Raw genomic sequence first — 12,294 nt, 5'->3', positions numbered from 1 at the left:
TCAGTAAAGGCCCCAGTCCCATGTCAAAAACCCGCGTGACGCCCGAAGAGGCGCTGGCCTTCCATCTGGAACCGACCCCCGGCAAGTTCGAAATCACGGCCACCGTGCCGATGACCACACAGCGTGATCTGAGCCTGGCCTATTCGCCTGGGGTTGCCGTGCCCTGCGAGGCGATTTTCGCCAACCCCGAGACCGCCTATGACTACACCAACAAGGGTAATCTGGTGGCGGTGATTTCCAACGGCACGGCGGTGCTGGGCCTTGGCAATCTGGGCGCGCTGGCCTCCAAGCCGGTGATGGAGGGCAAGGCTGTCCTGTTCAAACGGTTTGCCGATGTGAACAGCATCGACATCGAACTGGACACCGAAGACACCGACGCCTTTATCAACGCGGTCAAGCTGATGGGCCCGACCTTTGGCGGCATCAATCTGGAAGACATCAAGGCGCCGGAATGTTTCATCATTGAACAGCGTCTGAAGGAAGAAATGGACATTCCCGTCTTCCACGATGACCAGCACGGGACGGCGGTAATCTGCGCGGCGGGTCTTTTGAATGCGCTTCATATTTCCGGCAAGAAAATCGAAGACGTCCGGATTGTGCTGAACGGGGCGGGCGCGGCGGGCATTGCCTGTCTGGAATTGCTGAAAGCCATGGGCGCCAAGCATCAGAATTGCATCATGTGCGACACCAAGGGCGTCATTTATCAAGGCCGCGCCGAGGGGATGAACCAATGGAAATCTGCCCATGCGGTGGCCACGGAGCTGCGCACGCTGGAAGAGGCGATGAAGGATGCGGATGTGTTTCTGGGCGTGTCGGTCAAGGGCGCGGTGACCCAGGCCATGGTCGAAAGCATGGCGGAAAACCCGGTGATTTTCGCGATGGCGAATCCGGACCCGGAAATCACCCCGGAAGAAGCGCATGAGGTACGTCCCGATGCGATTGTGGCCACCGGGCGCAGCGATTATCCCAATCAGGTCAACAACGTGCTGGGCTTTCCCTATCTCTTCCGCGGGGCGCTGGACATCAACGCGCGCGCCATCAATGACGAGATGAAGATCGCCTGCGCCCATGCGCTGGCCAATCTGGCGCGTGAGGATGTGCCCGATGAGGTGGCGCTGGCCTACGGCAAAAACCTGACCTTCGGGCGGGACTATATCATTCCCACACCTTTTGATCCGCGGCTCATTCACCGGGTGCCGCCTGCCGTGGCGCAAGCGGGGATGAACACCGGGGCGGCGCGCAGGCCGATCATCGACATGGAGGCCTATGAGCTGTCGTTGAAGTCGCGCATGGATCCGACGGCGAGCATCCTGCGCGGCATCAATGCGCGCGCCCGGGCTAATCAGGCGCGGATGATCTTTGCCGAAGGCGACGATCCGCGCGTGTTGCGTGCTGCCGTCATGTACCAGCGGGCCGGGCTTGGCAAAGCGCTGGTCGTCGGTCGCGAAGACGACGTGAAGAGCAAGCTCGAAGCGGCCGGTCTGGAAGATGCCCACCGCGAGGTCGAAATCGTCAATGCTGCCAATACGAACCATTTAGAGACGTATAAGCAGTTCCTCTACGACCGTCTGCACCGGCGCGGTTTTGATGCGCAGGACATTCACCGGCTGGCCGCGCGCGACCGGCATGTCTTCTCGGCGCTGATGCTGCAGCACGGCCACGGGGACGGTCTTGTCACGGGTGCGACGCGCAAGTCGGCCCATATCCTGGACCGGATCAACCACGTCTTCAACGCCGATAAGGAACATGGTGTGGCTGGCATCACCGCTGTTCTGAACAAGGGTCGGATCGTCTTCATCGCCGATACGATCGTGAACGAATGGCCGGATGAAGAAGACCTCGCCAACATCGCCGAGCGCGCCGCCACGGTGGCGCAGAACATGGGGCTGGAACCGCGCGTGGCTTTCGTCAGCTTTTCTACCTTCGGCTATCCGGTCTCCGAGCGGGCAGAGAAAATGGCGAAGGCGGCGGATGTGCTGGATCAGCGCGGCGTGAGTTTCGAATACGAAGGGGAGATGACCGTTGATGTGGCGCTGAACACGCTCGCGCAGGACGCCTATCCGTTCTCAAGGCTCACGGGGCCGGCCAATATCCTGATCGTGCCTGCGCGGCATTCGGCCAGCATTTCGGTAAAACTGATGCAGGAGATGGCGGGGGCTACGGTGATCGGGCCGATCCTCGCAGGCGTCGACGGGTCGATCCAGATTTGTTCCACGGTGTCGACCGCCAACGACATTCTCAACATGGCTGTGCTGGCGGCCTGTAAGGTCGGATAACCGCGGGTCAGCTGCCCGCAAATGGCGCCGCACTGCCCCAAAGCTCTTTGACGCGCGCGTCCCGACCACAGGCCTCGCGGTAGGCTTTATAGGCCGATGCCTGGCGTTTCGGCCCAAAGCGGGTGATCACCAATTGCCGACCCTTGTAGTAATCCTGGTGGTAGGCATCCGCGGGGTAAAACTCGCCTGCTGGCAAGACCGGTGTCACAACCCGTTGGCCAAGATCGGCTTCGGCCTTTGCCTTCGCAGCCTTTGCGGTTTTCTCTGCTGCGGGGCCATCGACAAAAATGGCCGTTCGGTAGCTTTCGCCGCGATCACAGAATTGACCGCCGGCATCCGTTGGATCAACGGACCGGAAAAAGAGATCCAGCAGGGTTCTCTGGTCAACCACACTGGGGTCATAGGTGATCTGGACCGCTTCATAATGGCCGGTCCCGCCAGCGGTGACCTGCTTGTATGTTGGGTTCTGGACTGTACCCCCGGCGAAACCGGAAACAGCGCCTTTGACCCCTTTGACCTTCTCAAAATCAGCTTCGACGCACCAGAAACAGCCCCCTGCAACCGTGAGCGTTTCCAGATCGGCGGCTTCTGCTTTGTGACCTTGGGTGGTCAGGGCAAAGGCAATCATGCCGGCCAGTGCAATGGATTTCAGCGTGTCATATTTGAGCATATCGCGTCTCCTTTGGCCTCAGAATGCAGACCGGACACCCGCGCCGCAATTCACGAGCCTGCGATGTCACGGGCTGGTGAAGACAGTTTACGGCTTGGCATTTTATGCTCTTGTTTTTAGCGTGAATTGAAACATCAGGGAGGGCGCGCGGTGCCTGTTGAAACAATTTTCGCCTTCTGGGGTCACCGCTAATGCGCCTTGCGATGTGGTCCGGGCCGCGTAACCTGTCGACAGCGATGATGTATAGCTTTGGTGCTCGGCGCGACTTCACCGTGATGGATGAGCCGTTTTACGCAGCCCATCTTGCGGAGTCCGGTGCGGATCACCCGATGCGGGATGCCATATTGGCCAGCCAGCCCAACGATCCAGTTGCCGTCGCCGCGCAATGTGCTGCATCTGTGGCGACGCCGCATCTCTATATGAAACACATGCCGCACCACATGCTGGGGGGGTTCCCGCTGGACTGGGCGCAGGACTGCGTGAACGTACACCTGATCCGCCACCCCGCCCGTGTCATCGCCAGCTATGCCGCGAAGCGAGAGGCGCCGACGCTGGAGGATATCGGGTTTGTGCAGCAGCATGCGCTCTATCAGAAGTTGGGCGGGATCGTCATTGACAGCACTGACATTCGCGCAGATCCCGAGCGCATGCTGCGTACCCTATGCGCGGCGATCGATCTGCCGTTTGATCCGGAAATGTTGGCGTGGCCAGCCGGGCCGCGTGCAGAAGACGGCATTTGGGCGAAACACTGGTACGCCGCAGTGCACAAAAGTACCGGATTCGCTGGTGCTGAAGGAGACATGCCCAAGCTAGAGCCTGATTTGACGCCGCTTTTACAAGATGCGTTGCCGTACTACCAAGCCCTGGAATGCCACAAACTGACGTGATTCCAATTACTTCAACCGACGATCCCGCGCGGCCAGCAGCTTGAGGCGCAGCGCGTTGAGCTGGATAAAGCCCGCGGCGTCCTTTTGATCGTAGGCACCGGCATCGTCCTCAAACGTGACATGGGCTTCAGAATAGAGGCTGTGATCGGACCAGCGCCCCACCGTCCGGACGTGGCCCTTGTAGAGTTTCAGGCGCACGGTGCCTGTGACATGGGTCTGGCTGGCGTCAATCGCGGCCTGCAGCATGGTGCGCTCGGGGCTGTACCAGAACCCGTTATAAATCAGCTCGGCGTAGCGCGGCATCAGCTCGTCCTTGAGGTGCATCGCCCCGCGGTCCAGCGTGATCGATTCAATCGCGCGGTGCGCCTCCAACAGGAGCGTGCCGCCGGGCGTTTCATAGATGCCGCGGGATTTCATGCCGACAAAGCGGCCCTCGACCAGATCAAGGCGCCCACACCCGTGTTTGCCGCCCAGTCCGTTGAGCTTGGTCAGGATCGTGGCGGGCGACATGGCGGTGCCATTGATGCTGACCGCGTCACCTTTTTCAAAACCGACCTCGACGTATTCCGGCGTATCGGGCGCGTCCTCGGGGCTCACCGTCCGCTGGTAGACATATTCCGGCGCATCCACGGCGGGATCTTCGAGGACCTTGCCCTCAGAAGAGGTGTGCAGCAGGTTGGCATCGACGCTGAACGGCGCTTCGCCCTGTTTGTCCTTGGCAATGGGGATCTGATTTTTCTCAGCAAAATCAAGCAGTTTTGTACGGCTCGACAGATCCCATTCCCGCCAGGGCGCGATCACCTTGATCTCCGGGTTCAGCGCGTAGGCGGCCAGCTCAAACCGGACCTGATCGTTGCCTTTGCCGGTCGCCCCATGCGCCACGGCATCCGCGCCGGTTTCTGCAGCAATCTCGACCAGACGTTTGGAAATGAGCGGACGGGCAATGGAGGTGCCCAGCAGATAGAGCCCCTCATAGACCGCATTGGCCCGGAACATCGGGAAGACGAAATCGCGCACGAATTCTTCGCGCACATCCTCGATATAGATCTGCTTGACGCCCATCTGTTCGGCTTTTTTACGCGCGGGTTCCAGCTCTTCGCCCTGCCCAAGATCGGCTGTGAAGGTCACCACTTCGCAGCCGTATTCGGTCTGCAACCACTTCAGAATGATCGACGTATCCAAGCCACCGGAGTAAGCGAGCACAACTTTTTTGGGCGCAGCCATTGATATCTTCCTTCGTCACTATGCGTGCTGCCGATACCGGGTTTTAACCAGCGCAGCAAGGTTGAACCGCGTTGACCACGTGCACGCGTGGGCCTACTGATCGTCAACCCGGTAAACCTGAAGGAGTGGGCGCATGGCCCCGAGTGATTTCGTCCAGGCCGCGCGCGCTGCCGAGCAGGAAATGCGCGCTGTTTTTCCACCCACACCACTCCTGCGCAACGATCATCTCTCCGACCGGTTCGGTGCGAATATCTGGCTGAAGCGCGAAGACCTCAGCCCGGTGCGATCCTATAAGCTGCGCGGCGCGTTTAATGCGATGCGCAAGGTGATCCCGGAAAAGTCGGTGTTTGTCTGTGCCAGTGCGGGCAATCATGCGCAGGGCGTGGCCTTCATGTGTCGGCATTTCGGGGTGCAGGGTGTTGTTTTCATGCCGGTCACAACGCCGCAGCAGAAAATCCAGAAGACCCGCATGTTTGGGGGCGAACACGTCGAGATTCGCCTTGTTGGAGACTATTTTGACAACACGTTGTCCGAAGCCCAGGCCTTTTGCACCGCGGCGGGCGCGCATTTTCTGTCTCCCTTTGACGATGAGGATGTCATCGAAGGTCAGGCATCGGTCGCCGTCGAGATAGAAGCCCAGCTTGGGCGTATCCCGGACCGGATTATCCTGCCTGTTGGCGGTGGCGGCCTGTCGTCAGGTGTGCGCAGTTTCTTTGGGGATAGTTGCGCCTATACCTTTGTCGAGCCGACGGGGGCGCAGAGCCTCGGCTGTGCGTTGAAAGAGGGGGCGCCGGTGGATGTGTCACCAATCAACAGTTTCGTGGACGGGGCCGCCGTGGCCAAACTGGGTGCGCGCACCTTTGACCGGCTCAGAGGTGTGGCGCCGCGTGATGTTATTCATCTCTCCGAAGATCGCATTTGCACCACGATTGTCGAGATGCTGAATGTCGAAGGCATTGTCTTGGAACCCGCTGGCGCGCTTGCGATTGAAGCGCTTTCCGACCTTGCGGAGGAGATCAGGGGCAAGACCGTTGTGTGCATTGCATCTGGCGGCAATTTCGATTTCGAACGTCTGCCGGAAGTCAAAGAGCGGGCGCAGCGCTACTCCGGGGTGAAAAAGTATTTCATTCTGCGTCTGCCGCAACGGCCCGGCGCGTTGAAGGAATTCCTGAATATTCTTGGTCCGGATGACGACATCGCGCGCTTCGAGTATCTGAAAAAATCCGCCCGGAATTTCGGGTCTGTTCTGATCGGGATCGAAACCACCCGGCCTGAGAACTTCGCGCGTTTTCTGTCCGAACTGGACGCTGTCGGGTTCACCTATACCGACATCACCAATGACGAGACGCTGGCACAATTTGTCATCTGAGGAGGCCGCATGGAGTTTTCGAACAAAACGGTTGTGATCACCGGCGGGGCCAGCGGTATCGGTTTCGCCCTGGCCGCTTTGCTCAGCGCAAAGGGCGCGAAGGTCGCCATTGTCGACCTTGATCCTGAAGCGGTTCAGACGGCGGCCGCGCACATCGGGTGTTTGGGAATTCCCTGCGATGTGACCGACGAAAGCAGGGTCCAAAGCCTTGTTACATCCGTGTCGGAAAAGTTTGGAGAGATCGATATATATGTCTCTAACGCAGGCGTTTTTCATGGCCAACCGGATCATGCGGCGTCAGCGACCGATGATGTCTGGATGCGCAACTGGTCGGTTCATGTAATGGCGCATGTCTATGCTGCGCGCGCCCTGCTGCCGCAGATGTTGAAGCGCGGATCCGGGTATTTCATCAATGTCACCTCCGCGGCGGGACTGCTGAACCAAATTGGTGATGCGGCTTATTCGGCGACCAAGCAGGCGGCGGTGAGTTTTGCGGAGTCGTTGGCGATCACCCATGGCGATGCCGGAATCGGGGTTTCGGTGGTCTGCCCGCAATATGTGGCGACGCCGTTGATCGGATTGCAGGATGCCGATGCGCAAACCCAGCCCGGGCTGCTGACGGCAGAGCAGGTGGCGCAATCAATCCTGAAGGGGGTCGAGGCCGGACAATTTCGTATCCTGCCGCATCCGGAAGTTGCCCGTTTTGCCGAGATGCGGGCGCAGAATCACGATGGGTGGATAGAAGGCATGCAAAGGCTTCGCGCCAAATCGCTGGCGAAACTTGGGGCTGAGCGTGTTGCCGAGTTGTACAGAATTCTCTAGCTCGCCAGTTTCAGCGAGATCTCATCGAGAAATACGCCGCGGGACTGATGGTAGGATTGCAAAATCTCATCGATATCAACGGCAGCGCTGGAATCCTGTGACAGCGCCGACTCGCCGACCTGACACAGCCCGGAGAAATGCTCAAACCCAAGGCTGAGCGCGCTGCCTTTCAGGAAATGCAGCTTTTCTTCGAGAGCTGTCTGATTCTCCTTGATGGACAATTCATCAATCGCCGCGTCGACTTCCTCCAGGAATAGTTCGACGACCTCGTCAAAATCCTCTGCGCCGACTTCTTCGCGCAGCGTCGCAACTCTGTCCCAATCAATCATGTCGACCTCCATTGATCTGATACGCAAGTATCATCGCAAGGTCCTAAAAGTCCGTGACCAAATAGGGCGAATTTGAGCAGAGTTTTTGGCTTCATCGGACCTTAAGCATTGTCGGTCTATGGACGTAAAATAATTTGAGCAGAGACTTTGATGACTGGAAACCCAACACTTCAGGATGGCACAGAGGAGACCGACACGTCGGATCGGCCGAAGCTTGTGCTGGTTGTCGATGACAGTCGGCTGCAGCGCAAGATTCTGTCCAGCTCGCTCAAGCGTTGGGGATATGAGGTTATCGAGGCAGATTCCGGCGAAGCCGCGATGGAAGTTTGCGCGGATCATGCCCCCGAGCTGGTTTTGAGCGACTGGATGATGCCGGGTATGTCGGGCATTGAGTTCTGCAAAGCCTTTCGCGAGATGTCGGGCGACGCTTACAGCTATTTCATCTTACTGACCTCCAAGAGCGAAAAGAACGAAGTTGCCGAAGGTCTGGATGCGGGTGCGGATGACTTTCTGACCAAGCCGGTTGATGGCCATGAGCTCCGGGCACGCATGACCGCCGGGGAACGTATCCTGGAGATGCAGCGTGAATTGACGCTCAAGAATACGGTGATCACCGAAACACTGGATGAGCTGCAGCGCCTCTACGATTCGCTCGACAGCGATTTGATCGAAGCAAAGCAGCTGCAACAGTCTTTGGTGCCGGAACGGTTCAAATCCTTCGATGGCGGTGATTTATCGCTGTTTCTGCGCTCCAGCGGCCATGTTGGTGGCGATCTGGTGGGGTTTTACCCCGCCGCAGAAGGGCACCTGGGGCTCTATTCAATCGATGTGTCCGGTCATGGCATCAGCTCGGCGCTGATGACGGCGCGGCTGGCGGGGTATCTGTCTGCAAGTGCGCTGGATCAGAACATCGCATTGGAGAAATTGCCCGATGGCAGTTTTCAATCGCGCCCGCCTGAAGAGGCCATCGAAACGCTGAATGAGCTGGTTCTCGACGAGATGGAGACGGAGCATTACTTCACGCTGATGCTGGCGGATATCGACCTCAGGACCGGCAAGGTGGTGATCGGCCAGGCGGGCCACCCGCATCCGGTGATTCAACGCAAATCGGGTGCGTTGGAGCAGGATGGATCTGGCGGGTTCCCGGTGGGTCTGATGTCCGGTGTGACGTTCTCTCAATTCGAAATGCAACTCTATCCCGGGGACCGGTTATTGATTCTATCGGATGGGGTGACCGAATGCCCCTCTACCGAGGGCAATTTCCTTGGCGAGGATGGTTTGGAAGAGATCCTGGCAAAACTGCACGATGTGGCGGGGCCGGCCTTGTTCGAATCGCTGATGTGGTCGCTGACTGAAATCTCCGGCCTGTCCGAGTTCCCCGACGATGTGTCGGGTCTGCTATTTGAATACACTGGAATGGATCAGAAGAAATAACGCTTCACAAACATCCGGTCCCCGTCATTGCCCAGAAGGTCAACCGCGTCATCGGCAGACAGCACCAGAGATTCGTGATCGGCTTCGGACGGCGGACCCAATTCGTAGATCGGGCGCGCCACGAAGATGTGGCACACTTTTTCAGCGAGAATGCCGTATTCGGGCATATAAACAAACCGCCGAAAAGCGCCAAGCCTGCGCGGATTGCCAATGCGCCAACCGGTCTCTTCCAGAACTTCGCGATGCAGCGCCCGGATCGGGCTTTCGCCTGGATCGATGCCGCCGCCGGGAAGCTGAATGTCCACCTCTTCTGCGATCTGTGCGGTCAACAAGACACCCCCGGACACCGGCAAAATTGCATATGCTCCGGGACGCAGGACATACTTCTGATCTGCAACTGGCGCATGGCCGACGCGCATCATCATTCTGGCTGCCCCTCTTTTCATCGCTCACAAGACGTTTATATGGGGCCGGTATGCCAACCCCTTGGCGATAAGGAAACCCCATGACACTCGGACACCAGATCGCGTGGGACGATACGGTCCTGCCCTTTCAACTTGATGCCAGCGACATTCGCGGCCGCGTTGCACGGCTGGATGGTGCGTTGAATGGCATCCTGAAGCAGCATGATTACCCGCCGCAGGTCGAAGCGCTGGTGGCGGAGATGGCATTGTTGACGGCGCTGATCGGGCAGACCATCAAGCTGCGCTGGAAGCTGCAATTGCAGGTCCAGTCCAAGGGTGCGGTGCGCATGATCGCGACCGACTACTATGGGCCCGAAAAGGCAGGGGATCCCGCGCATATCAGAGCCTACGCAAGCTATGATGCGGATCGTTTGACCGACGCGCCCGCCTTTGATCAGATTGGCGAAGGGTATTTCGCGATTATGATCGATCAGGGCAAGGGCATGACGCCCTATCAGGGGATCACACCGCTAGAGGGCACGTCGCTTGCGGCCTGCGCCGAAACCTATTTTGCGCAGTCCGAACAGCTGCCGACGCGGTTTTCGCTCAGCTTCGGGACGTCTACTGAGCCGGGTGTCGCCGAGCATTGGCGCGCCGGGGGCGTGATGCTGCAGCACATGCCCAAGGCGTCTCCCTTCGTGGCCGAAGGGGATGGGTCCGGCGAAACACTGTCTGCGGCGGATCTGGTCCAGGGCGATGAGGCGGAAAACTGGAACCGGGTGAACATCCTGTTGGACACGGTCGAGGAGCTGGAACTGATCGGGCCAAAATTGGCACCGAACGATCTGTTGTTGCGCTTGTTTCACGAGGAACAGCCTCGTGTCTATGACGCGCAATCCGTGCAGTTCGGGTGCACCTGCTCCGAGGACCGTGTGCGTCAGAGCCTGTCGATCTATTCGGCGCGGGACATTGAAAAGATGACCACCGATGCGGGTCGCGTCACAGCGGATTGCCAGTTTTGCGGGGCGCATTATGATCTTGATCCGGCTTCGGTCGGGTTTGAGGCTGAACAGGGTGGCAATGACGCCTGAACTGGACATCCTGCGCGCCGCGTTGGGGCGCCCGGGGCGTCCGTCGTCCGATTTTGACCTGAATCCGGAAACGGTTTTGCCTGCCGGTCGCAAACTGCGGCCGGCAGGTGTTTTAGCGCCGATTGTTCGCAAAAATGATGACCTGCATCTGCTGCTCACCAAAAGGTCGTCGGCTCTGAAACACCACCCTGGCCAGATCGCTTTCCCCGGTGGCAAACAGGATGACACGGATACGGATGTCGTTGCCGCGGCGCTCAGGGAAGCTCGTGAGGAGATCGGCCTGCCGTCTCACACGGTCGATGTATTGGGCACTTTGCCCGCCCATGAAACAGTCACCGGGTTCATCGTGACGCCTGTCATTGGTTTCGTTAACGAAGATTTCGCGATCCGTCCGGAGCAGGGCGAAGTGGACGAAGTGTTTTCCGTACCTTTGAGCCATGTCCTGCGGGCGGAGAACTACGTGGTTGAATCGCGACGCTGGCGCGGCACCCGACGCTCCTACTTTGCCGTGCCCTACGGCCCCTATTACATCTGGGGCGCAACTGCGCGTATGTTGCGGGCATGGACAGACCAGATCTCACTGTAATCCCGCCGCAGACCCCCTGGCTGACGGACCCCGCAGTTCAATCTGTCTGTCAGGCAATCCGCGCGGAAGGCGCCGAGATCTATTTTGTCGGTGGTTGCGTGCGCGATGCGCTGCTGAATCTGCAGGGCTCCGACGTCGACATGGCGACAAATGCCCCACCGGATGAGGTCACGCGGCTGGCCAAAGCCAAGGGCCTGAAAGTTGTGCCAACAGGCATCGACCATGGCACCGTCACCGTGGTGTCAGAGGGTACCGGATTTGAGATCACCACCTTTCGCCGGGATGTCGAAACCGATGGTCGTCGGGCCGTTGTGGCATTTTCTGACGATATCCTTGAAGATGCCTCGCGTCGCGATTTCACGTTGAACGCGCTTTACGCGACGCCGGAGGGGGAGGTTGTCGACCCGTTGGGGCAAGGCATCGAGGACTGTCTGGCCCGCCGCATCCGCTTCATTGAAAACGCCGATGCACGGATCAAGGAAGACTACCTGCGCGCCCTGCGGTTTTTTCGGTTTCACGCATGGTATGCCGATCCTACGCAGGGCTTTGACGCGGATGCCTTGGATGCCATCGCTCGAAATACGGCCGGGTTGGAAACGCTATCTGCCGAACGCGTGGGGGCAGAAATGCGCCGGTTTCTGGCGGCACCCGATCCTGCGCCCGCGGTCGCAGCGATGCAGCAGGCGGGGGCATTGCCGCGCGTTTTGCCTGGCAGCGACATCACTTTTCTCGGCCCGGTCATTCATCTAGAAGCGGCACTGAGCCTCACCCCAAACTGGCGGTACAGGCTGGCAGCGCTGGGCGGTCAGGACGTGTCTGATCGACTGCGGTTGAGTGGTAAGGACACCAAGGTTCTTGATGCCCTGCGGGATGAAATCGGCAATGCCACGCCGATCCCGGAAATTGCCTATCGGCAGGGCACGGAGATCGCATTTGGCGTGCTTATTCTACGGGCCGCTATGGCCAATCAGATGCTTGAGCCCACTGCCCTTGAGCCCTTGCGATCTGCATCTCAGGAGCAGTTTCCCGTGCGTGCAAAGGACCTGATGCCTGCTTTCAAAGGCAAGGCGCTGGGCACCCGTCTGGCCCTGCTGGAGCGGCGATGGATCGCCTCGGATTTCCGGCTGACACGTGAAGAATTGATGACACTGAAATGAAGTGGTCGACAAAACGGCACCCTTTTTGTAAACAATCTGCATGAA

12 protein-coding genes are annotated in these 12,294 nt (G+C 58.9%); 8 read left to right on the top strand and 4 right to left on the bottom strand.

Annotation, left to right across the window (positions count from 1 at the left end; all coding sequences use genetic code 11):
- Positions 1-20: 20 nt before the first annotated feature.
- Complete coding sequence (locus Q1A20_RS04790) at positions 21-2,276, top strand: NADP-dependent malic enzyme (RefSeq protein ID WP_299401488.1); 2,256 nt, start codon at positions 21-23, stop codon at positions 2,274-2,276.
- 7 nt (positions 2,277-2,283) lie between these two features.
- On the opposite strand, the gene msrA is transcribed toward Q1A20_RS04790, so the two are convergent.
- Positions 2,284-2,946, bottom strand: coding sequence for a peptide-methionine (S)-S-oxide reductase MsrA (msrA, locus tag Q1A20_RS04785; RefSeq protein WP_299401491.1), 663 nt, complete (start codon positions 2,944-2,946; stop codon positions 2,284-2,286).
- A 191-nt stretch (positions 2,947-3,137) separates the two neighbouring features.
- Here msrA and Q1A20_RS04780 point away from each other — a divergent pair, with 191 nt between their 5' ends.
- Positions 3,138-3,833 carry an HAD family hydrolase gene (locus tag Q1A20_RS04780; RefSeq protein WP_299401493.1) on the top strand — a complete coding sequence of 232 codons (696 nt, stop codon included), beginning with the start codon at positions 3,138-3,140 and terminating at the stop codon, positions 3,831-3,833.
- Between the two features lie 6 nt (positions 3,834-3,839).
- Here Q1A20_RS04780 and Q1A20_RS04775 read toward each other — a convergent pair whose 3' ends face one another.
- Positions 3,840-5,057: an argininosuccinate synthase gene (locus Q1A20_RS04775; RefSeq protein ID WP_299916163.1), complete on the bottom strand. Its 1,218-nt coding sequence runs from the start codon at positions 5,055-5,057 to the stop codon at positions 3,840-3,842.
- Positions 5,058-5,190: 133 nt separating this feature from the next.
- Between Q1A20_RS04775 and ilvA the strand changes: the two genes are divergently transcribed.
- Positions 5,191-6,426 (top strand): threonine ammonia-lyase IlvA, encoded by a 1,236-nt coding sequence (ilvA, locus tag Q1A20_RS04770; RefSeq protein WP_299401498.1) that lies wholly within the window; start codon positions 5,191-5,193, stop codon positions 6,424-6,426.
- Positions 6,427-6,435: 9 nt separating this feature from the next.
- Positions 6,436-7,248: an SDR family oxidoreductase gene (locus Q1A20_RS04765; RefSeq protein ID WP_299401500.1), complete on the top strand. Its 813-nt coding sequence runs from the start codon at positions 6,436-6,438 to the stop codon at positions 7,246-7,248.
- Here the strand turns inward: Q1A20_RS04765 and Q1A20_RS04760 are convergent.
- The gene (locus Q1A20_RS04760) at positions 7,245-7,577 is read right to left on the bottom strand and encodes an Hpt domain-containing protein (protein ID WP_299401503.1); all 333 of its coding nucleotides are present in this window, start codon (positions 7,575-7,577) and stop codon (positions 7,245-7,247) included. The genes Q1A20_RS04765 and Q1A20_RS04760 overlap by 4 nt on opposite strands.
- Positions 7,578-7,727: 150 nt before the next feature.
- Here Q1A20_RS04760 and Q1A20_RS04755 point away from each other — a divergent pair, with 150 nt between their 5' ends.
- Complete coding sequence (locus tag Q1A20_RS04755; RefSeq protein ID WP_299401506.1) at positions 7,728-9,011, top strand: SpoIIE family protein phosphatase; 1,284 nt, start codon at positions 7,728-7,730, stop codon at positions 9,009-9,011.
- Here Q1A20_RS04755 and Q1A20_RS04750 read toward each other — a convergent pair.
- Positions 8,999-9,436: an NUDIX hydrolase gene (locus tag Q1A20_RS04750; protein ID WP_299401509.1), complete on the bottom strand. Its 438-nt coding sequence runs from the start codon at positions 9,434-9,436 to the stop codon at positions 8,999-9,001. The genes Q1A20_RS04755 and Q1A20_RS04750 overlap by 13 nt on opposite strands.
- An 80-nt stretch (positions 9,437-9,516) precedes the next feature.
- On the opposite strand from Q1A20_RS04750, the gene Q1A20_RS04745 reads away from it, so the two are divergent.
- Genes Q1A20_RS04745 through Q1A20_RS04735 form a run of 3 tightly spaced genes read left to right on the top strand, consistent with a single transcriptional unit; the run spans position 9,517 to position 12,249 of the window.
- Positions 9,517-10,506, top strand: a complete 990-nt coding sequence (locus Q1A20_RS04745) for an Hsp33 family molecular chaperone HslO (protein WP_298968857.1) — start codon at positions 9,517-9,519, stop codon at positions 10,504-10,506.
- Positions 10,496-11,092, top strand: coding sequence for a CoA pyrophosphatase (locus tag Q1A20_RS04740; RefSeq protein WP_299916160.1), 597 nt, complete (start codon positions 10,496-10,498; stop codon positions 11,090-11,092). The genes Q1A20_RS04745 and Q1A20_RS04740 overlap by 11 nt, the downstream gene beginning before the upstream one ends.
- Complete coding sequence (locus tag Q1A20_RS04735) at positions 11,068-12,249, top strand: CCA tRNA nucleotidyltransferase (protein ID WP_299916158.1); 1,182 nt, start codon at positions 11,068-11,070, stop codon at positions 12,247-12,249. The genes Q1A20_RS04740 and Q1A20_RS04735 overlap by 25 nt, the downstream gene beginning before the upstream one ends.
- The last annotated feature ends 45 nt before the right edge of the window (positions 12,250-12,294 follow it).

The organism is uncultured Roseobacter sp. (genome assembly GCF_947501835.1).
GTDB lineage: Bacteria > Pseudomonadota > Alphaproteobacteria > Rhodobacterales > Rhodobacteraceae > Roseobacter.
This window is presented reverse-complemented; position numbering and strand designations above follow the sequence as displayed.